The sequence below is a fragment of the Candidatus Bathyarchaeota archaeon genome (genome assembly GCA_026014735.1).
Taxonomy (GTDB): Archaea; Thermoproteota; Bathyarchaeia; order Bathyarchaeales; family Bathycorpusculaceae; genus Bathycorpusculum.
The window spans coordinates 398,828-420,189 of the sequence record JAOZHT010000003.1; the positions used below are offsets into that span (position 1 = coordinate 398,828).

The following is a 21,362-nucleotide window of genomic DNA, read 5'->3' on the forward strand; positions in this document are numbered from 1 at the left end:
TCTAACGCCTCCCCCGATACCTGACCGCCACCGCAGCGACAACGGTCGCCGCCACTACCCCCACTGAGGCCAAAGCAACGGAGTGCTGCATATAGAAGGGCTGATCCGCATTGTTGGCTGCTTGGAAATTATAATGAACCACCGTTACGTTGCCCACGATGCCGCTTAAAACGATGGAGTCGTCGGGGAGGAGGCGCCAGACATCGCCTGGGGCGAGGAAAATGCTGCCGGGCAAGATGACGCTCCATTCGCTGAAGTGGGTGGGCTGCGTGTTGTTGAGGCAGAAGTTAATGGTCTGCGAACCGTTGCCCTCAACTGAGTAGGTGAGCCGAGCGCTCTGAATGAATTGGTTGCCTGCTCGGTAGGCGAGGATAGTTACGTTAGAGTTTTCCGCTGAAACCTTAAGGTTCCCTGTTCTCTGCGAGTTGTTGGAGCCTAAATCCTTAAAGTGCCAGGTTTGCCCATTCAGCGTCGCCGAGGTGTAGTTTCCGTTGAAGCCAAACCGTATTAGGCTATGGCTGTTGGGGATTGAGAATTCATCCGATGGCGTGAAGGCAGTGGCGGTTTGGCACTGGACCGATGAAGCGTAAAGTGAAACTAAAAGTAAAACCAGCGATGCTATCAATCCCACTGTGATTTTGCCGAGTCGCCATTCCCTACCCCATCTACTATAGATATGACTCATAAAGGGGCTATAAGGCTTTTCAGCCTCTGAATAGAAATGAGGCTTGCGCCTTACCCTGATAAAAAAAGGGTTAGATGTCGAATTCCTGATCTGATGCAGGCGCTTCTTGTGGCGGTTGTGGCTGTTCAGGCTGAGTAGCTGCGGGCTCGGCGGTTTGCGCTGGAGCCGGAGCGGAGCGTTTTCTGCGCAGTACGATAAGGATTATTACTACCATGACGATGGCGGTTGCTGCGATGACTGCGATGCCCAAGGTCCAATCTGCTGAGTTATCGCCGTTTTGATGGTTATCAGGGCCGCCACTTGTAGTTGATGAGGCGACTACCTGTATGGTTGCTTCCTGAGAGTTCCATGAGAAGGGGTTTCCGTCGCTGTCTTCCCCATCGATGCCGATGAAGTAGGTGTGGGAGCCTATACTTGTGCCATTAGGGATGTTGATGATGGATGGTGTAAACTGGTAGCTGCCGTGGCTGGGGATTGTGACTGGATTGCTTTGCAGGTTTTGTCCGGCAAATGTATCTGCTGCCATCCAGTCGAAATGTACGCCGAAGTAGTAGATTTGCAGTTGCTCATCGGTGTTGCTCTGCACTGTTATGGTAACTATGACGCTGTTGCCTGCAGGCATCGGGTCTTTTGACCATGACGTTAAAGTTGTAAGATCACTTTGGCTGACTGCAGCTGCTAAGCCGCTTGAAATACAGATAACCGCTACTAAGCTTATTGCAAGAGCGATGTAACGTGGTTTCACCCATTACCCTCCGAGTTGTTGAGACTCATAAGTTAATTAACTATATATGATTTTACCATAATTCCTACCTTTTCAGGCCGCGGACCCCTCTGCAGCATCTCTGCCTACCCAAAAATAAGTTTGGATACAAACAAAAAGTGGTGAACGTGAATACTTAGGCTATTCGCGTTTTTTGGTTGCTTAGCATTTTATGCTAGGCTCGCTTGATCGACAAGATGCGCTGTTCCGTCAGGACAATAAACTTTTCCGCCTAAACCTACTCTGCGGAACCGTTTAATGCATGGCTTCTGCAATCCGCATCCATCGCAATCGCGTGAAATCAGTTTTTGTTCACCCCTCTCTTTGCGGATTACAATAGCAATGCGCATTAGCTGATTTAAGGTAATTTACATTTTAGAGCTTGGCTCTGCGGTACCCTTAAGTGGGGGCAGTCATAAGGAAAGCAGTATGGATACCTTAGCGTTTGCTAATTTACTCTTAGACGTAGCCGCCATAATCAATTTTCTGGCTCTCCTCTGGATGCTTCGCGCAGTCATCAAGAACCGAAATTACCTTCGGGGCTTCAGCGTGGTTGGTTCATTTCTAACTTTTATTTCGCTTGTAGGCTTCGAGTTAGCCTATCATCTCCTCGGTAACATCGTTGGCTTTGCCTTCGGCTGGGGTACGGTGGCCTTCTGGTTTCTTGCTTTCGTTTACACCCTAAAACAATGGTTTAAGGACCGCAGAATCCAAGCAGCCGCTGCTTCTTAGTTAGCTGGAAACTGGATGGTGAATTTTGTCCCTTGCCCCTGGGTGCTCTCAAAGGTTATGGTTCCGCCATGTGCCTCGATCACTCGTTTGCAGACTGCTAAGCCAAAGCCTTGCCCCCGCGGCTTAGTTGTGAAGAGGGGCGTGAAAATCTGGCTTTTAACTTCCTCTGCTATACCTACCCCGTTATCTTTAACTGCCACCGACACCCATCCAGCCGAGTTAACTTTGGCCGCTAAAACCATCTCGCCTCCTTTTGGCATAGCCTGAACGGCGTTGGTTACCAGGTTTATGAGTACACGTTTAAGCAGTTGGTAATCCACGCTAATCGGGGGCAGGTTGTCTTGGATTTGAACCTGCACCCAAATATTGTTAGTCAGGGCGATGGATGTTAAAACTTGATTAATTAGTTCTTGTAGATTTACGATTGTTTTTTCGATTTTAATGGGATGTACAAACGCCTGTAAATCGGAAACGATTTTGTCCATATAGATTACTTGTTCTTCGATGACTTCTATGCTTTCCCTGAGGTTGCATTTGGCTCCATCACTTGATAATGCATCAACCTCTTTCTTGGCTAGATACAATTCGCCGATTATGGTTTGCAGGGGATTGCGCAGGTCATGACCCACCATACCCGCTGTCTGACCAATAGCAACCAACCGTTCAGCGTCCTTAAGCTGCTTAGTGCGCTCCTCAATTATCTGCTCCAGCAAACCCGCATGTTGCTCAAGGTCCTTTTGAAGCGCCTTTTGCTCGCTTATCTCCCTTACGATGGACCAGGTGCCGATGGTTTTTCCTTTACCATTCGTAAGCCGCCAAGTCCTCACTGAAGCCGGAAAAATAGAGCCGTCCCTTCGCCTGTATTCCCGCTCATAAACAATCGACCGTCCCGTCTGAAGAACCTTAGCGATTATTTTTTCTCTTCGCTCATGCCATTTTTCAGGAAGCAGCTGCTGAACCGTAATTGTCTTCAGTTCTTTTCTTGTGTACCCCAGCATCTTTGCGTAGGCCCTGTTGCAGCCTAGCATTTTTCCCTCTAGATCCCGCGCCATTATGCCATCTTGGGTTGTCTCGTAGAGTTTGCTGAACATTTTTTCAGCAGACATGTTTTTTTGTCCAATTTGCATTTGTTGGGTGACATCAATGAAGGCTGATACGCAGTAACCTTTCTTTGGGCTCAAAATATAAACAATGTTTAGCTTATGGCTGAAGGGAAAGGAAATTTCGAACCTCTCTGTAACCCCCGTAGCTGAAACGTTTGCATACACCGAAAGCCAGTCAACGGTGGAGGTTTTAAATTTGGGGAAGAATTTTGTTATTGATTTGTTAAGTATTTTTTTTCTGGGAGCCCCCACCATTTTAGCATAGCTGGGGTTAACTTCTAAGGCGACGACGTCGGTGGGGTTGTTCTCTGTGTTATACACAATTTTGAATAATGCTATTCCGATGGGCAGCTTATCCGTTATTAACCTTAAATGTTTACCGTTTACCTCAAATTCGTCCTCTAAGTCTTCTTCGCCTTTAAGTTGAGGCAAAACCACTCGTTTAACTATGGGCAGATCGTTTTTTACCTTCAGTTGGGCAGTATCGCTTGATATCATAAACCACCCAAGTCTTATTTCGTTTTAACAACATAAAAGATTTTCTATCAATATCGCTTTGAATACAAAAAATCGCCGGGCAAATCCATTCTACTGCCGCAGCATTAATCGTTGAGGTGTACTGAAATCGTATACTGGACCCTCCTGCAGCGAGGCGGCAGAGAGTAACTCAACCCCGCCCATGAAAACCGCTTTCTAGTACATTCCCATCCCCGGTAAAGCTTGCAACCCACGATATTTCCCAAACAGAACTCAAGCTCCCCTTTGCTGCTCTGCAAAGATGCCTTCTCAGCGGTCACTGGACTCCATGCCCCAATCCGGTTGCCCACACACATAGAACCTCTGCAATCGGCATATTTCTGGAAGATTCCTGATCCCTGCTCATTTAAAAAAAGAATCTCTCGGCACCCCTCCGCTTGAACCCGAGATAGATCCGCTTCAACTTCAACGGCGCTGCTACTACAGCGATAGGTTACATCAATTTCTCCTCGAGTGGCAACGGTTTGAAACTCCGTTTTTATGCCTAACTCGCGTATCTCCATTATTTTGTTGAACAACGGAGTAAGCTTTGGGTTATTGAGGTATAGCTGCTGAAACAGCTTTCTCACCGGCGAATAGAAGCCGTCATCGATGGGGGCTTTTCCGATTTTTTTGCGAGAAACCGTATCTAAAAAGAAGCTTTTCTTCAAAACCGCGACTGAACCAGAAAAATACGCAGCCACCTCAGCGTGGCCTGGAAAGAATGTTTTATCTGAATACTTCACGATTGGAACCCCGAATCCCACGCCCTCCTCAACCAGTTCTCTGCCGTCCAAAAGCAGCACAAGACCCTTTTGTAGAGGCGCCGTCTCAAGAAACCTCGGGCGGCAACCCCTGTAGAGACGCACCGATAGCCTCTCTGTGAGTGGCACTGTAACGGATTCGCCGAATTCTATGGGATTGTAAGATGCAGACAAATATGCCTTCTCCAGGCTTTCGGTTTGATTACTAGAAATAGAGGGAGGGGAGGTCCCCTACAGCAGCCGCTTGGCTAAACCCCTGGAAAAACAGGACATAGCCTAGCGGCTAATTAATTGATTGATGCTATCACTACCAAAAAATTAGAAGGGAAAATGGGGAAAAAGGTTGCTATTTGAGAAGCACTGTTTTCCTAAACAACTTTGCTTTGCCAAAGATGCCGATGAGTAAGCCGATGCCTAAAATCAGCGGAATCGCCATCAGCGGAAATTCGGGAACCCAGTTTGTGCCATTGAACGCCATGATTTCTCCGCCGTCGCCTACGACCCACGCTTGAATCGAGCCGACGTTAGAGCCATGAACCATCGAGACCGAATTAAGGTCGCCGCTTACAAGGTTAGAGTCACAGGACCATTCGTTTCCGCTCCAGTACATCACCATTCCGTTGCTGCCACATGCCCATGCTGAAGTTGCGTTGCCAAGCGAAATCGAGTAGATAGTTGCGTTAAGTGTACTCTCCGTTGTTCCTTCCATGCCGAAGAGGTAATTGTCCCAGACGCTCCAGGTTGTTCCGTTCAGATATAGGACTACGCCGTTGCCGCTGCCGTCGCCGCCTGCTGCCCAGCCGCTTGTGCTGGACGCCATCTGTATCGTGTAGAGGGCTATGTTAGTGGGGCTTGTCATGGTGTTCCAGGTGGTTCCAGTCCAATGCAGGATGGTTCCGCCGTCGCCGACTGCCCATGCATCAGCTGAGCCGTGGATCATGGATACGCTGCGTAGGTTGTTGGGGGAGACACCTTTGAATGCAAACCAGGTGTCACCGTTCCAGTTGAGGGCTAATCCGTTTGCGCCGACGATCCAGCCAACCTTGCCGTCTGAGCTTGCAGTGACTGAGTAGAGGGTGTTGTTGACTGTGTCGAAGTGGTCGGTGTATCCGCTATAGCTGATGCGGGTAAATGTCGTCCATTCGCCGTTATTGTATCGGACTATGACGCCGCTGTTAGAGTTTCCGCCCACTGCCCATCCGAAAGTTGAGTTAACGAAGAAGACACTGTAGAGATTCTGTGCGGTGGGGCTGCTAACTGTTGTCCAGCTGCTACCGTCCCAGCGAAGGATGGTTCCGCCGTCGCCGACTGCCCACGCGTCGAGTTCGTTTAGGTTGTTGTTGGTGTCGGTTGTGTTGTTGATGACAAATACGCTGTTGAGGTTAACTGAGGTGGGGCTATCTACGCTGTTTATGTTTGTGGTTTGGGCGAGGGCGCCTGAAGTGGAGAAGCAAAGAAGCAAAATGCTTAGTGATAGCGCTAATTTGTATGAAAACTTCATTTGTTTTTTTCACCTGCCTAAAACTACAACCCTAAAAAACGAAGCCGCCGTAATATAGGTTTGTGACTGTATCACTATGCCTACTAATAGGTGAATGCTGAGTCTACAGATGTGTGAACCTGAGTCTGCAGAGCCTTTTTGCCTCTTCATGTATCGATACGGCGGTTCCTGAGGCGCCTAGACTGCAAATTGCTGCTGCATCCAACAGCCTACCCCCCCTCTATTTATAGTGACTCGCCAAACCGTCTGCTGCTCCACTCTGCTGTCTCTCCCTTATAGAGGAAATGGGCTTCTCTTGTGCGGTGTGGCAGATTGCATGTGTAGACATGTTTCAGCTCTTTTTTCTCCTATGAGCCAAGATTATCTGGCAGCGAAGCAGAAACGGTTTTGCACCAGCGGTTGACTTTGCCTTCGGGGCTGTCTCAACAGCAAATTTATACTTGCCGGGTTAGTTTTTTTGTCTGTTTTAAACCTCACACCCAAGCGGCAATATTCTCTATGACTAACTATACAAAGAGACGTGAAGGCTGCATGTATTCTAAATGGACAGGGACCTCAGAATTCAAGTTATCATCTAGGGTCTATTCGCCTTCTCTTCCAAAAAGGATCAAAGCCTTCTTTCTTAATCCACTCAGCCTTCTTCTCATTCTAACAATAGCACTTTGTGCATTCTTGCGCTTCTTTAACATTGCTAACACACCATTATGGTATGTTGATGAAGGAACAAACTTAGACATAGCTTGGAATTTAGCACACGGGCGAATGCAGATGTTCGCGCTTTCCTACCCATTTGTACCCCATCCACCCCTTTCTTACGTGTTTTCTGCCGTGGCATTAGAGATTTTTGGTTATAGCCTCCCTGTTGCAAGAATGGTAAACGCAGTCTATGGAGTCATTACCGCTGTTCTGTTGTATTATACTGGGGTTGCTTTGTATAACAAAAAGGTAGGTTTGCTTGCAAGCTTTTTATTCTCCATCTTTCCGCTAGCTATTCAATTCAATCGTATGAATTTCAGTTATAACCTGCTACAAGTATTCGCGGTGTTTACGCTTCTTTCGTGTACATTTTATTTTAGAACAAAAAATAGCAAATGGTTTTATGGCGCAGCAGTTGGCGCAGGTGCCGCAAGTGTCACTAATCCAATTGGGATAGGTTTGATTCTTGGTTTACTTGTCTTTGTTTTTATCGATAGAAACATTAAATCAACGGTGAAATTAGTATCTGCTGCCTTAGGCGTTTTTGCTCTTTACCCAATAAGTATGTTGGCTCTCCAATCGGGCGCTTTTCTATCAGATGTAGAGCATTACTTCCTCTTTCATGCGGCGCCCGTTGTTGCGAGCGGTTCAGGTTTATCTTTTTTCTCACGTGCGACAGAAATAATATCCTATTCCCCATGGTTTGCCCTTGGCTCAATTGGTTTACTAATGTACCCCTTATTTAGCAGACGAAAAAAGGAAGGCATTCTTGTTCTTGGATTATCCATATGCCTTTTTTTGTTTACAGCTGAATTCTATAGTTCAAATGCTCCTCGGTTCTTAGTTCAGTTATTACCCTTCGCTGCCTTAGGGGTTTCGTTTGTAATCTGGTTAGTGCCTGAAACCATAATCAAATTTGTTCAAATAAAGCTGAGTAAGTATTTAATATCTAAAAGAAGCACCAAATTAGCGGTTTTAGGGTTGTGGATCTGCGTTTTTTCGCTTGTATCGGTTCCTCTAGCTCAAATAGCAGTCTATGATGGCACTTCGGTTTTCACGGGTATTCATACCTCTTTGGATTATCAGAATACTCAATCTTCCGCTGACGCCTATAAAATGGCTGAATATGTCAATAGCAGGGTTGATCCAAATGATTTTGTCATCGCTTCCCCTCATGTTGCTTGGCTTATTCATGCCAATATTTCAGGTCTCAACATAGCGCTATCGATGGACCAACGGGAGGAGCTTCGACCCAGCTTTACAGATGACCGGTATGTTTTTAATTGCTCTGTTCGAAATGCTAAGTATTTGGTTTTCGATAACTTCACTGGTTCCTTCTATATTGCACAACCTGTCTATCAAGAATTCCTGACTGATGTTTTGGCAAATTGGACCTCAGTCTATCAACAGGGCGAATATATTGTTTTTTTGAATCCTGCATTTAATTCAACCACTCGAGAAGGCGCTGATTTGCCATGAAGGTTCTTTTAACTAACGTCTGCGACCTCTACAATAAAGGTGAAGTAGCTCTTGTTACAACAGTGGCCAAAAATTTTCCGCAATCCGAGTTAATGATAGCCCCTCTATTTTCCTTCATTGATTCTGCGCTATGCACAAAATTAAAAATTAGTGTGTGGGGCCGCCTCAAGCCCTTGCCTAAGCCGCTGTTATTAGTATGGGTTACCCTTGTTTTGTTAAGAGCTGGTGCATGGTCATTTTTAAATAAGGTCTGCAGGGTGAACATGGCTTACTTGTTAAACAGGGAATTACGCGCTTATTCCCGTGCTGACTTAATCGTTGATCTTGGCGGCGATACTTTCAGCGATGATTATGGTTTTCTCGCTTCCTGCATGCATTGCTATAGCCTATTTTTAGCCATTCTACTTGGAAAACCATACTTTGTGTGCTCGCAAACCATCGGCCCTTTTAAAACTCCGTTGACTAGGTTTTTTGCTCGGTTCATTTTGGCAAGGGCCCAGATGATTACGGTTAGAGAAGGCTTAACTCAAAAATATTTGCTTAATAACCTCAAACTTGCCCTAAGCAATCGCCTAAAACTTGTCCCTGACCTTGCATTTCTTCTTGAACCTGAAAACCCAATTGAAATAAAAAAATTGCTTTTGCGAAAAGGAATACGACAAGGCGATGTGCCGATCATTATTGTAAATCCCAGCAATCTTATTTGGCGTTATATGTTTCCACAGTTAAGCCTTGAAGAGAGATATGCTCAATATACGCGGATCATGGCACGGATGGTTGATGATTTGCCCCCGGAGGCTGCGGTGGTACTTGTTCCTCACGTTACTGCTCGCAAAAGTGAAGCTGGAAAATACAAAAACGTCAATGATACGGCTGCTATTTTTTCTATCTACCAAGAAATCAAAAACAAATCAAGAGTTCACCTAATAACCGAGGACTTAGATCCTAGGGAAATTAAAGGCATCATTAAAGCAGCGGATCTATTAATTGGTTGCAGAATGCATGCGGTTATCGCTGCTTTGTCCTCTGGGACTCCCACTGTGGCTCTATCCTATAGTAACAAGACAATGGGGATTATAGGTGAGTTACTGGGGCTTAGGGATATAATTGTTAATGTTCGAGATCAAAATGACTCCGCTCTAATCAACGATGAATTATCCTCCAAAATCACGTTCATTTGGAAACAGAGGGCCAGAATATCCCAGCAACTCCAAAGTGAAAGTCATCGCTGGCGTAAGCAAGCTACCGTAAATATTCAGCTGATAAAGAAACTCTACATCTTAAACACAATAGATGCTCTTAGGTCCAGAAGCACATGCAACGGATGTGGCAACTGCGTTTTTGTGTGCCCTAATGGTGCGTTAACAGCAAAACCCGCTCAGGAAGGCTTCCGTATTAGATTGAATTTTAGCTCCTGCATTGGTTGTGGTTTATGTCTGCGTAGCTGCCCAAAAATATATAGCGCCCAAAATGTAAAACCTCAAAATGTTCTGCTTGGCAAATACGACCAATGTTGGGTCGGTCAAGCCAACGATGATTTAAGAAAAAACGTCACCTCAGGCGGTATAGTTACAGGGTTACTAGTGAATGCTCTAAAGGAGGCAGAAATTGATGGGGCAATAGTTACAGAAAGTCAAGGAACTAAAACAGTGAGCGTTATTGCCTGCACCAAAAAAGAGGTTCTTTCATCTTCCGGAACAAAATATTGTCCAGTCGACTTCAGTGCTACTCTAAAGGAGATTAGCGGTAAACCTGGAAAGTTCGCGTTCGTAGGATTGCCCTGCCAAATTGCAGCTATTAGAAAACTCGAGGAATCCAATGTTGAATTAAAACAGAAAATTGTTTTACACATAGGACTATTCTGTAGCCACAATGTTAGCGCAAATGCCACAAAGCTGCTTCTAGAGAGCATGGGCATTTCTTACCCGGATGTAACCGACCTATGTTATCGTGCAAGAAAGGGTGGTGTTACAGGAATGTCTGTTCGTACAAAAAGCGGCCGAGAAAGATTTATTCCCTCAAAAAAATATTGGACCCGTTTCTTTAACTATTTCTTTATCCCTTGGGCTTGCCTGATGTGCCACGACCTGACATCTGAACAAGCTGACATTTCAGTTGGCGATGCATGGCTTCCAGAGTACAAAAAAGCAGGCGTCCATCACTGTATATTTATAACCCGTGATTCTCGGAGCTCAACCCTTGTTCAATCAGCCATAAATAACAACGTACTAACCGCTAAAAGAGTTGATGCTGCAACGGTTGTCAAGTCGCAAAAAATGTATCTGCACATTAAGAAACGGCAAACTTGTAGTCCGGGGTTGCTTGCTTTAAGCCACTTGGCGCTTATGCATATAGGGTACGTTATTTCTATCCGGTTTAGAATGTATTCTGCAGTTAAAGTTTTCCTGCAAATACTCAGGGTGTCACATTAAAGCTCGCCTAAAAATATTTCGAAAATACTCTACAAGAGCTGTTTGTCAAATCAGAGTTTTTGCGTGGAACCCTGACTAATGATTATTTCTTGGTTGTTACCTCTAAAAGGTATTTCTGCACTTCCCACTGCTGCTAAAAGACCAATATACATAAAGAATAATCCGTTTAAAGTAAACAAAGTCCCCGCCAAGTATTCTGAGAAAGTTGTAGTGTTAAATACATAAATGGGGGATAGCGCTTCCCCGTCGAGGCCCAGCCTGTAACCCACGATAACTGGCGCTATATAGCTAAACAGGAGCCCAAACAAAACCGCTGTCAACGCAAAAACGCAGCCTATTACCCCTCGCAGTTTCCAGTTGCCCCTTGTGGGAAGACCAAACCCTAAGCCTCCTAAAATTCCGCATACCGCAAGAAGACACAGGGGGCATTCACCGACGGCTGGCGCCGCTAAATTCATGATGGCGCCTGATGCGCAGACGCCTAAGAGGCCGCCGAGTATGCCGAAGTGTAATCGAGATATTTTCTGGGTATTTTGCGTTCCGCTTGAGAAATCGGCAACTGGCTGGTCCGGCGGATTTAGGTTTCCTTTTTCATATTTGCCTAATGCAATCAATCCGAGGCCCAGCAACCCCCCCGCAGTCAGCGCGGCGGCAAAAGTGTTTGTCATCCAGATGCTTCCATCTAAAAACAGCGATGGCGTATTCGCTAATATGACAAAGAAAACAAGTGACACTAACCAAACCTTCACGAAGGCTTCCAGTGAGCTATGTAACCTTTTAAGCTGAGTTGACATGTCTGGTTCACTTGCTTGAAGTATAGAACCTGATTTGTAGTCAGCAGATTAAGAGGTTATGAATTGACAATCCAGATTAGCCTTCCAGTTGCCACCGCCATGCCGTTTACGCTGCCGATAGCTCTGTTTACTCAATGTTTTTCTGTGTGTATCTTGGGGTAACGCACAAGGGCAATAGTACATTTTGCCGGTATATGCCTCTCCAGATGGTTGCCGGATGCAATACACAAACCTCACCTACCCTGCGGAGGCAAACACGTCCTCATCGATGAAGGTAGGTGTAGCTATCCCCACATACAATGAAAAAGCAAATCTGGCGCCCCTCATCGAAAACTTATCCCGCGTCTTTGAAGCCGCCGGGGTTGCACTTCGAATCGTAATCGTCGATGACAACAGCCCAGACGGTACCGGCGAATTAGCAGACAGCATAGCCCAGAAAAGGCGCAATGTCTCAGTTATTCATAGATCCGGAAAGCTTGGTTTAGGCAGCGCCTACAAAGCCGCTTTTAAGCTTCTCCTCAACGACCCCCAAGTGGCGGTGGTGATGGAGATGGATGCGGATTTTTCGCATCAACCCAAATATATTCCTAGTCTGCTATCCAAAATCGAGGAGGGCTACGACGTCGCAATCGGCTCCCGCTACGTCAGAGGCGGCGGCATCGACAAGGAATGGACGGCTATGCGGCGCCTCATAAGCAAATCAGCAAACGTTTTGGCGGTTATGTTTGCGGGTTTAAACGTTAAAGATGCCACCGGCGGCTTCCGCGCCTACGACTCCTACGCATTAAAAAGCATCGACCTCTCCAAAGTGCGGACCAACGGCTACGCCTTCCAGATAGATATGCTTTCGCAGTGCAGAAAAGTAGGATGCGAAATAGCTGAGGTCCCCATTGTATTCTATGAGCGGAAACATGGGAAATCCAAGCTTGCCCGCACCTCGATGCTGGAGTTCCTCAAGACGTTGGAGAGCGCTTTCTTCTGCCGCGTCTTCTCGTTGGCCGCGGTTGCAGTGCAGTCCTCGGTTATCACGGTTAGCAACGCGCTTTGGATCGGCATTAAGCCTCTGCAGGCAGCCATCAAGCATGCTAACGAGCAGAATCTTTTGGGTAAGCGGGAGAGGGCTTTCTCCAGGTGATATGATGACGACTATACTTTCTAAGTCTAAGTCAAAATATCCCTATATTGAGCTTAAAGCGAAGTCTTTTGCGGTTCCAAAGGTCAGCTTGATGGTTGGAATCGCTGTTTCTAACGAGGAGCAGAACATCGGGGCGTTGCTGGAGAACCTGACTGCTTCGGCGCCGCCTGAAGTTGAAACAATCTGCGTTGTCTCCTCGGGCTCCACTGACCAAACCAACAGCATCATCCGGAGCTTCGCTGAAGATGACGCTCGAATACAGTTAATTATTGAGCCTGAACGGACCGGTAAAGCATCCGCCCTTAACCTGCTTTTGGAGCAATCACAGAACTATGACTACATGGTCTACACGGGCGGCGACAACATACCCTGCCGCGAAGCCCTAAACCACCTGTTAGCCGCCATCAGATCCCAAGACGTCGACATCGTAGGTGCCCATCCTCGTCCAGTCGACGACCCACATTGCTTTATGGGCTTCTGCACGCATCTGCTCTGGAACCTCCACCATGACGCTTCGCTTGGAAAACCCAAAATCAGCGGGGAACTCATGGTTTTTAAGTCCCGAATCATACGGGAGCTTCCCCCCGCAATAATTAACGATGACGCATACATTCAGGCGCTGGGCGAAATGAAGAAGTACAAAATCTCCTATTGCCCCCAAGCCGAAGTTCTCCTCAAAGGCCCCTCCAATGTGCATGATTTTTTGGCGCAGCGCAGGCGTGTGTTTGTGGGCCATCAGCAACTGGAGTTTTTGATCGGCAAAAAAGTTTCCACTATGAAGGTGCCCTCCTGGAAAAGCATCCTTAAGGCTTGTCCCTACCGTGGTTTGAAGGGCAGAGTGTACGCGGCAGGCTTTGTTTTCTTTCAGGCTGTGGCTTTCCTGTTGGCTAAATGGGATTTTGCCCGCCATAACTTGCCGGTGAAGTGGACGATGGCTAAGTCTACTAAGAACCTGTTTGATTCAAAAGAGACGTCGCTGCTTGCAGGTATTGCGCCTGTCGGATTAGATGGGTCTTTAGAGCAGTAAAACAGTAGCGGCGAAGGCGAAGGATCTAACCACAAGCATCCAAGTTTACGGTGAACTTAAGCTCCCCTGCATGCCAGTGACTCACATATTGTTCTGCTTGTGGTTTGCTCCACAACCAACCTGCAGTCCGCGGCAGGCTCCAAAACAAAAAAGCAGCCGCCCACAAACCCCGGGGGTAGTAGTTGTTTATAGAAGGGTTTCTCCCACAACAACTAAGGAAAAACAAATCGATCAAAATTTGAACCTCCTCTGCCGTCCAAATGCCTGCTTGCTTTTGTTGTATCTTTTTTTTACGCACACATTCAGATATTCAAAATTCGCGTACTTGGTTTTCAAGTGAAAATGAAATGAAAAACATACTAAAGAATCGTTTGGCTCTAAGTACAGTCGTAACCACCTTGATTATCCTCGTTGTTTCAGTGCTACTCGCAGGCGTAGTCAGCTACTTCGCAATCAACGTCACCAGCACTCGCGTTCAAGAAGAAGACCTTCACCTTACCAAACAACACGTTTGGTATGACGCAGCAACCGGAAAATCTGAAGCAGCCCTTATGATCATTAATACTGGCGGTCGAGACGTTGTTCTTGACAAATTGACGTGCCGCGGACAGGAAAAAGCCTGGACTGGCATCTTCTATGCAACGACCCAACAATCAATATCTGACGACCTAAAGTGGGTTACCGATCTAGCAAAAGACAAAGTAGCGGTTGGATTAACCCTAAAGGATACAAAAACTGACTTGACACTCAAATCCGGCGAAACAATGGTTATCTACATGACTTCACCAGACAGCATCAGCATCAACGACATCGGCTTAACCGTTGCACTCACAGTGTTCACATCACAAGCGATGTACTACAAAGAGACAAACGTCCAAGCATACGTAGCAGATTCAGGCAGCAGCTAAGACTAACCATAATCCCCCAAACCCCCCACAACTTTTCTTTATTTTATTTTTTTAACTCAAACCTGCTTAGAGTATTTTCCGCACGCCAATCTTTTTGGCCTTGATTTGTGTTGGCATCTGTAAATTGTTTTACGCACAAACGGCTTAATCCCGTCTCCATGTTTCTGTATACCAATGCAACACGGAGAGGATACCTTTGAGGAAACAATTGTTCAATCATGGTTTGCGTAGGCTGAGGCGCTCCAAGTTAGCTTTAGCTTTGCCTGCCACGTTCCTTATCCTCTTCGTATCGACCCTGGGCATCGTTGCCTTCACATACTACTTCTCAGTGGAACGCATCAACACACAGGGCCAAACACTCAAAGTTTCCACGGCAAAAACCAATCTCCTCGGCCTAAACGAAGCCATAGTGTCTACGCTTTGGCAGCCCGGAGCCTCCTCCACCTACAGGATCACTGACTCTGGCGGAAAAACCTGCATCGAACCCAGCGATAACCCCCTAAGCGTTAGCCTCAGCGGCGGCGGCATCGATGAAACCGTCTTTAATGCCTCCGTCGGCAGAGTCATCTATGAATTGCCCTATCAGGCCTCCTCGGAAACCGGAATGTACCTTCGGGGCGATGAGCGCAGTGTAACTAACCAGAGTGGCGCCTCAATCAGCCAGGTCTGCATCGAGAACGGCGAGGAGCACCCTGAAATCCAGTTGCGTTACCGTCCCTCCGTAACCGCTGCATCCTCGGGCGTCGAAGGGGGACGAGCCGTCAACACGGTGCGCATCTACATCGTTAACCTCAACGGCTCCGACCCGATGGCATTTATGGGAACGCTGCCGCTTCAAGCCACCTGCCAAGACACTCAGTTAACCACTAAAACCTACAGCGTCCCCGCTTCCACAGCAAGCTTAACCGTGTCTGCTTCACTGGACGGCAAAGTCGGCGTGGTGGCGGTGCCTATCTCCAGTACAGTGCAGGGCGCCCTCATCCGTGTGGAGCTTGTTGTCTGTAGTGTTTGTCTTGAGAGGTGGATTGTGTAGTGCCAACGATTGTTCCTAATTACGTGTATTCGCTGTTTGCTGCCCTTGTGGTGGGCGCCATAGTGGTTTATGCCTGCGCAACGGCGGTTGGGGCAATGCAGAGCCGCGCCCAAACTCAGCAGCTGACAAACATCGAGCAGTACGTCGCCGCCGAGGCGCTTACCCTGCTATCCCACACTAACCAAAATAACCAAACCTCCAGCTGCTACCTTGACTTGCCCTGCTCCGTGGGCAATAAGCCATACTGGATAAGCCTGGAAACTGACGCTTCGGGTGCCTGGGTGCATTCTGGCTTTGGCTCATACGTGCAGTCGGTGAGCTATGGGGTTTATGTGCCCGCTGAGGCGGAGGCGTCCGGCAGCTTTGTCGGCGGCTCAGGGCGACCGATGCTTCAATGCCGCTTCGAGAATCAAGTTGCAACTTTAACGTTAACGGTGAATGATTAGTATGCCAAAGTTAGGTAAGAAGAAACAGGAAGAAGTCGTAGTTACTCAGCAGACCCCCGATGAGGAGCTTGTTGCCTACCTGGGAATTCAGGGCTACCAGGTGCCCGAAGGCTACACGCAGATTGAAAGCTACCCCCTTAATCCCCCCTACTCGTACGCCTGGGTTTTCCAAGATGACTCCGAAGGCAGCTACTTCTACGTCGTGGACGAGTTGCCTATGTCACGGGAGGAACGTGAAGCCTACAAGCGCCTAAAAAGCATCCTTGAATATGAACTTAAAGCCCCCAGCGTCGATGAGTCACTGGTTGAATCCTTCCATCGGCAGCTACCCGCGATTCTGGATGCACATAAGCAGGCTTTTGGCGGCATCAACCAGGTGGGGCTGCGCAAACTCAACTATTACCTCGAGAAAGACCTCATCGGCTACGGCAAAATCGACGGGCTCATCTGCGACCCCTACATCGAAGACATCAGCTGCCTGGGCCTCAACAAACCCGTATACATTTACCACCGCAAATACAGCAACGCCCGCACCAACATAATCTTCACTGACGAGGAAGAACTCGATGACTTCATAACACGCATCGTCCACCGCCAGGGCAAACACGTCAGCATAGCCCATCCCATCGTGGACCTCACTTTACCGGGCAAGCACCGACTAGCCGTTTCGTTTGGCAAGGAAACCACGCCGGCGGGCACCAGCTTCACCATCAGAAAATTCAAGGAAGACCCCCTCACCATCGTCGACTTAATCATGAATGAAACCATCGATGAATCTATCGCTGCCTACCTCTGGATGCTTATGGAGAACAAGATGTCAGTGATGGTTGTGGGCCCCACGGGTGCAGGAAAAACCACGGCGTTAAACGCCATTGCCTGCCTTGTCCGCCCAGACTACAAGATGATATCGGTCGAGGAAGTTCAGGAAGTTAATTTGCCCCAGGAGAACTGGGTATCAACCATTGCCCGCACGGGTTTTGGCGGAGACAGCGACGGCGAAGTCACCCTCTATGACCTCATCAAATCCGCTGTGCGGCATCGCCCAACGATGATTTTGGTGGGCGAAATCAGGGGTGAAGAAGCATATGTGCTGTTTCAGGCTTTAGCCACAGGACACGGCGGCTTATGCACCATGCACGCAGATGATGTGGAAACCGTGGTGAAGCGGTTGACGCAGCCGCCCATGAATATTCCCCAGACGATTCTTTCGCTGATGAACTGCGTCATCGTGGTTAAGCAGGTTAGCAGCGGATTCAACATCCATCAACGCAAAGGGTCCGTGCGCAAATTCGTTAAAGTCGCCGAGATCGAAAGCAACGGCGCCTCCCAGGAAGTCTTCAACTGGAATCCCTCATCGGATACCTTCCAATGCAGCGTGGACCAAAGTTACCTCTTCGCCAAGATTGCCCAATCCGTTGATGCACCCGTCAGCGTTGTAATGCAGGAGTTTGAGCGTCGCAAACGGATTCTACTCAACATGGTGGAGCATAACATGCGTGACTTCCGAAGCGTGCATAAAGCCCTTAACAGTTCACTGAACCTTGAGGCGCTTGAGGCTCAACAGGAAGAGGCTGAGTAAAATGAAGGCGGCACCTCGCAGTGGAGCATCAGGCAAAGTTTTCGGTTTACTCAACAGGGCAACCAGTGAGGAACGCGAAAAAACCGAGGCGGAGCTTCCCTTCGCCGTCATGATTTTTACGCTTATGGCTGCCAGCGGCATCTCGCCCTATGACAGCTGGAAGAAGATGCGTAAACTCAGCTTTCTGCCAATCTTCAAAAAAGAAGCCGATGAGGTTGTGCGGCAGGTTGAGGTTTTAGGCAAGGATCCCTTGACGGTTATGTATCAGCGGGCGGAGGTTACGCAGTCTAAGCTTTACCGCAACTTTTTAGGCGGCTTTGTTTCGTCGGTGCGTAGCGGCGGCAAACTGGTTGATTACATGAAAAGCCAGCTTAAATCCATCTTTGAGTTGCGCTACATTAACCTTAACCGCTCCATAGAGCGCATCGCCGCGTTGGTGGAGGCTTACTCGGTTATGCTTATTGTGGTCTTGTGCACCTACATCCTCTTTGTGGTTTTTTCGTCGTCGAGCGTTATGGATTTGCTGTCCAGCACCTCCATCACGATTTCGCCTGCCATGTCCTACATCATAGCCTTCATCATTATGCCTGTGATGTCGGGTTTTTTCATCATGATAGCGCATAACATGCAGCGCAGCGCGTTTCCCGATTTAAAAGACCTCTACAGGCGAGCCTTAATGTTCATCATCCCTGCCTTCGTGGTTATTGGGCTGTTTGCGTCTGTTAGTGCGCTGCAGGAGGCGATAAAGCCGCTGGGGCTCCCCGAAGTCGCCACAATCGCCCTTGTAGGTGCCACCACGCCGCTTGCCATCCAGTATTACCGTATAGCAAAAATAAACTATAACGCCGAGGAATCCATACCCAGCTTCATACGGGACATAACTGAATCCCAAAAAACCGGGTTATCCCCCGAGAAAAGCATCGTGCAAGCCACCAAACGCAAAGACTACGGTTCCTTCACAAAGTTTCTGGAGTTAATCCGCAGCCAAATCGAATGGGGCATCCCTCTGCGTAAAACCTTCGAAAACATACGTAAGGATATCCGCAGCTGGTTTGTCGTGGTTAACTTCGCCATGATGGTGGAGACGCTGGAGATCGGCGGAAACTCGATTCAGTCCCTTGAAATCCTCAGTGAGTACAGCGAAAAAGAGCGTGAACTGCAGGTTAACCGGCGGGCGCTGCTTAAACCCTATATTCTTTTGGCTTTCATGTGGAGCGCACTTATCGCCGTCACCACAACCATCGTGGCGTTGACAACCACCATGATGACTGGCATCGTCAGCTCAGACCTTTCCTCTATTGCAACCATAGCCATGCAGGATCAGCTTAAGCTGTTCTCGGTGGGCATCATCATTCAATGCTGGATTTCAGGGTTCTTCATCGGCAAAATCAGCGAAGGCAACTTCGGCGCAGGCTTCAAAATCGCTGCTATGCTATCCGCCACCGCCTATCTGTCTTTGGTGCTCTCGCAGGTGCTGCTTGCAGGCGCCTTCACAATCGTGCCCATCAACCCGGGTGGAGGAGGGTTCGGGTAATGCCTTCAAGCGCCTTTGACACCTTCTTTGCATGCACCATTATTGTGGCGGCGGCTTTGATCGCCATCGCTTTTTTGGGCTCCACGCTGCAGGCCACGATAACGGGCAGCCAAGACATCAATAAGGACAGCTACCTGCAGGCAATAGCGGACCGCATCGTAGCGGGCTCGGGCTCCCCAACTGATTGGGGCACGGGAAGCGCGGTACCTGACGATTTCGGTTTAGCCGCTTACCCCTCAGTGGGCACCTATGTGCTTGACATGGATAAGGTCAGCCGCTTAAACAGCCAAAACAGCAATTCCCTCTCCTACCTTGACCTGGCTACATCCGCTAAATTAACCAACATCGCCGTCGGCTTCTCCCTCAGGCAGGTAATGGCACTTAGCCTTGAAGAGGTAAGCCAAAACCAAGTGGGCAGCGACACCTCATTTACCTTTTCAGCTTCAACAACCATAGACTCCAAACCCGTCAGCGCCAGCCTACACGGCTACATAGTAGCAGACGGCTACCTATCCGCATTCAACGCCTCCACCGATTCGGGCAGCGGCCAATTCACAGTGCAGTTCCAAAGCGGCTTAGCCGGCGACGCTTTGCTTGTGGTGTTTGCCCGCGTTCCCTTCGACGAACGCATCACCTCATATGCCACATACAACTTCGCCGCCGCAGACCAGGAGCAAACCCCCGCTGACACCACCTTGGCTTTGAGCCCGCAGAACCACATCCTAAGCTACCAAGCCGGCAACGCAACCGTCAAAAACGCCACTGTCCTCTCCTACTCCTACCGCCAGTCCATATCCTCACCGGGTAGCATCCAATGCAGCATACCCCACATAGTCGACAAGAGCCCTCTGGTTTTGGTTGTTAGCGGCCAGCGTGGCAGCGTCTACTTTGCAGAGTGGACAGCTTATCCCCAGGTGCCCCTTGAGTCAGGTTCAAGTTTTCGAGGCACCGAAAAGAACGTTTTCAGCTACCTCGTCACCGTCGGAGACGTGCTGTATCAGCTTGATTTAACTTTAGGAGATGTAACCCATGAGGTTCCTTAAGGATAAGCGGGGACAAGTGCGGGTTATCGAGGCCTTCTTCGCCTCCATGCTTATACTGTCATGCCTAACGCTGATTCCCGCCCAGCAAACCGCCCCCAGCCCCAGCATCGACTTAGATGCAAAAGCCCAAAACGTGCTTTCAAGCCTCGACGGGCAGGGGCATCTAGCCGAGCTCATCGGGAACCGGGACTGGACGGGGCTGAGGGAAAACTTGGCTTCCGCGTTGCCCCTGGCGATGTGGTTTAACCTCACCGTCTACGACGCCGACATGAATGTCCTCAACGATTATCCGATTTGCAACGGCGGCGCAGTCAGCAACACCGTCAGCTCGGTAACCTACGTTTGCGCCAGCCAAAGCAGCAACTTTGAGGTTTACGTGCTGCAGCTTCAGTTAGCGGTGGTGCGCTGATGAGACGCAGCTTTAGACGCGATTGCCGGGGGCAAGTTATCATAATCACGGGGCTGCTGGTGGCTTTGCTTTTGCTCTCCACAGCGGTCTATGTCATCGAAACAACCAAGACCGTGCCCAAAGTCCAAGCATCAACGCAGGCCGCGGACTTAGCAGGTTTAGAAACCAAGCTGCGCTGTGCCCTAATCAGCGCGTTAGCCAACGTGACGGGCGGCGGCGACTCCTCGGTTTTATCGGCAAACCTGAAGCTGCTTAAAGCCACAGTGCTTTCCCACTCATACCAATCCATGGTTACCCTGGACTGGAGCCTTTATGGCACTGCACCCTACGCGGAGGGCCTCTGGGTCAGCTGGGGCAACAGCTCAGGCACATCAAGCGCCTGCGTCTCCTTTACTGCCTCCTCACAGAACCAACAGGGCTCCTCAAGCATGCAGTACACCGTAAACGTCACCACCAAAGCCACAGTAGGCGGCAGCTTCCTCCAAGTAAACGAGGAAACCAAGCAAGTTACCGTGTCGGTCTCAATTTCTAACGAGGACAAGGCGGCGTTGGCTGAGACCATGAGTTTTCGGTTCCTCAACGCGGATGAGTGGGTCACCGTGGATTCTGTGGTCGTCACGGACTTCGGCGACGGCACCTACTCGGCTGCTTTCTCTGTTGCTGGGACCCCCACTAATGCGCCCCTCTCCGTTTCGGTGAGCTGCTTGGACCAGCGGGGTATAAGTGTAGGAGCCAACATCACATGCAACCGCGCGTAAAGCCGAATCTGTTAGCCCTAAACTG

Annotated in this window: 19 protein-coding genes; 13 read left to right on the forward strand and 6 right to left on the reverse strand. The window is 48.7% G+C overall.

What is annotated here, in order from left to right; translation table 11 throughout:
* Window position 1 precedes the first annotated feature (1 nt).
* Entirely contained in the window at window positions 2-685 is a 684-nt protein-coding gene (locus NWE93_12355; protein ID MCW4001020.1) for a hypothetical protein, read from the reverse strand.
* 70 nt (window positions 686-755) lie between these two features.
* The gene (locus NWE93_12360) at window positions 756-1,430 is read right to left on the reverse strand and encodes a hypothetical protein (GenBank protein ID MCW4001021.1); all 675 of its coding nucleotides are present in this window, start codon (window positions 1,428-1,430) and stop codon (window positions 756-758) included.
* A 447-nt stretch (window positions 1,431-1,877) separates the two neighbouring features.
* On the opposite strand from NWE93_12360, the gene NWE93_12365 reads away from it, so the two are divergent.
* Window positions 1,878-2,180 carry a hypothetical protein gene (locus NWE93_12365; protein ID MCW4001022.1) on the forward strand — a complete coding sequence of 101 codons (303 nt, stop codon included), beginning with the start codon at window positions 1,878-1,880 and terminating at the stop codon, window positions 2,178-2,180.
* On the opposite strand, the gene NWE93_12370 is transcribed toward NWE93_12365, so the two are convergent.
* From NWE93_12370 to NWE93_12380, 3 genes are all read right to left on the reverse strand, one after another.
* Window positions 2,177-3,781, reverse strand: a complete 1,605-nt coding sequence (locus tag NWE93_12370) for a PAS domain S-box protein (protein ID MCW4001023.1) — start codon at window positions 3,779-3,781, stop codon at window positions 2,177-2,179. The two genes, NWE93_12365 and NWE93_12370, sit on opposite strands and share 4 nt — an antisense overlap.
* Window positions 3,782-3,885: 104 nt before the next feature.
* Window positions 3,886-4,737 (reverse strand): hypothetical protein, encoded by an 852-nt coding sequence (locus tag NWE93_12375; protein MCW4001024.1) that lies wholly within the window; start codon window positions 4,735-4,737, stop codon window positions 3,886-3,888.
* A gap of 172 nt (window positions 4,738-4,909) precedes the next feature.
* Entirely contained in the window at window positions 4,910-6,064 is a 1,155-nt protein-coding gene (locus NWE93_12380; protein ID MCW4001025.1) for a hypothetical protein, read from the reverse strand.
* Window positions 6,065-6,562: 498 nt separating this feature from the next.
* Here NWE93_12380 and NWE93_12385 point away from each other — a divergent pair, with 498 nt between their 5' ends.
* The gene (locus tag NWE93_12385) at window positions 6,563-8,239 is read left to right on the forward strand and encodes a glycosyltransferase family 39 protein (GenBank protein MCW4001026.1); all 1,677 of its coding nucleotides are present in this window, start codon (window positions 6,563-6,565) and stop codon (window positions 8,237-8,239) included.
* Window positions 8,236-10,671: a polysaccharide pyruvyl transferase family protein gene (locus NWE93_12390; protein MCW4001027.1), complete on the forward strand. Its 2,436-nt coding sequence runs from the start codon at window positions 8,236-8,238 to the stop codon at window positions 10,669-10,671. Before NWE93_12385 ends, NWE93_12390 begins: the two co-directional genes overlap by 4 nt.
* 50 nt (window positions 10,672-10,721) lie before the next feature.
* On the opposite strand, the gene NWE93_12395 is transcribed toward NWE93_12390, so the two are convergent.
* Complete coding sequence (locus tag NWE93_12395) at window positions 10,722-11,465, reverse strand: hypothetical protein (GenBank protein MCW4001028.1); 744 nt, start codon at window positions 11,463-11,465, stop codon at window positions 10,722-10,724.
* A gap of 217 nt (window positions 11,466-11,682) precedes the next feature.
* Here NWE93_12395 and NWE93_12400 point away from each other — a divergent pair, with 217 nt between their 5' ends.
* The 10 genes from NWE93_12400 to NWE93_12445 all read left to right on the forward strand — a co-directional run bounded on the left by NWE93_12400 (window position 11,683) and on the right by NWE93_12445 (window position 21,337).
* Window positions 11,683-12,600, forward strand: a complete 918-nt coding sequence (locus tag NWE93_12400; protein ID MCW4001029.1) for a polyprenol monophosphomannose synthase — start codon at window positions 11,683-11,685, stop codon at window positions 12,598-12,600.
* Between the two features lie 4 nt (window positions 12,601-12,604).
* A complete protein-coding gene (locus NWE93_12405; GenBank protein ID MCW4001030.1) occupies window positions 12,605-13,627 on the forward strand; it encodes a glycosyltransferase in 1,023 nt (340 codons plus the stop codon).
* Between the two features lie 347 nt (window positions 13,628-13,974).
* Window positions 13,975-14,535, forward strand: coding sequence for a type IV pilin (locus NWE93_12410; protein MCW4001031.1), 561 nt, complete (start codon window positions 13,975-13,977; stop codon window positions 14,533-14,535).
* 196 nt (window positions 14,536-14,731) lie between these two features.
* Window positions 14,732-15,568, forward strand: a complete 837-nt coding sequence (locus NWE93_12415; protein MCW4001032.1) for a hypothetical protein — start codon at window positions 14,732-14,734, stop codon at window positions 15,566-15,568.
* Entirely contained in the window at window positions 15,568-16,014 is a 447-nt protein-coding gene (locus NWE93_12420) for a hypothetical protein (protein MCW4001033.1), read from the forward strand. The genes NWE93_12415 and NWE93_12420 overlap by 1 nt, the downstream gene beginning before the upstream one ends.
* A gap of 1 nt (window position 16,015) precedes the next feature.
* Window positions 16,016-17,593 (forward strand): type II/IV secretion system ATPase subunit, encoded by a 1,578-nt coding sequence (locus NWE93_12425; GenBank protein MCW4001034.1) that lies wholly within the window; start codon window positions 16,016-16,018, stop codon window positions 17,591-17,593.
* A 1-nt stretch (window position 17,594) separates the two neighbouring features.
* Entirely contained in the window at window positions 17,595-19,127 is a 1,533-nt protein-coding gene (locus NWE93_12430) for a type II secretion system F family protein (GenBank protein ID MCW4001035.1), read from the forward strand.
* A complete protein-coding gene (locus tag NWE93_12435) occupies window positions 19,127-20,170 on the forward strand; it encodes a hypothetical protein (GenBank protein MCW4001036.1) in 1,044 nt (347 codons plus the stop codon). Before NWE93_12430 ends, NWE93_12435 begins: the two co-directional genes overlap by 1 nt.
* Complete coding sequence (locus NWE93_12440; protein ID MCW4001037.1) at window positions 20,157-20,579, forward strand: hypothetical protein; 423 nt, start codon at window positions 20,157-20,159, stop codon at window positions 20,577-20,579. Before NWE93_12435 ends, NWE93_12440 begins: the two co-directional genes overlap by 14 nt.
* On the forward strand, window positions 20,579-21,337 hold the full coding sequence (locus NWE93_12445) for a hypothetical protein (GenBank protein MCW4001038.1): 759 nt from the start codon (window positions 20,579-20,581) through the stop codon (window positions 21,335-21,337). Before NWE93_12440 ends, NWE93_12445 begins: the two co-directional genes overlap by 1 nt.
* Window positions 21,338-21,362 lie beyond the last annotated feature (25 nt).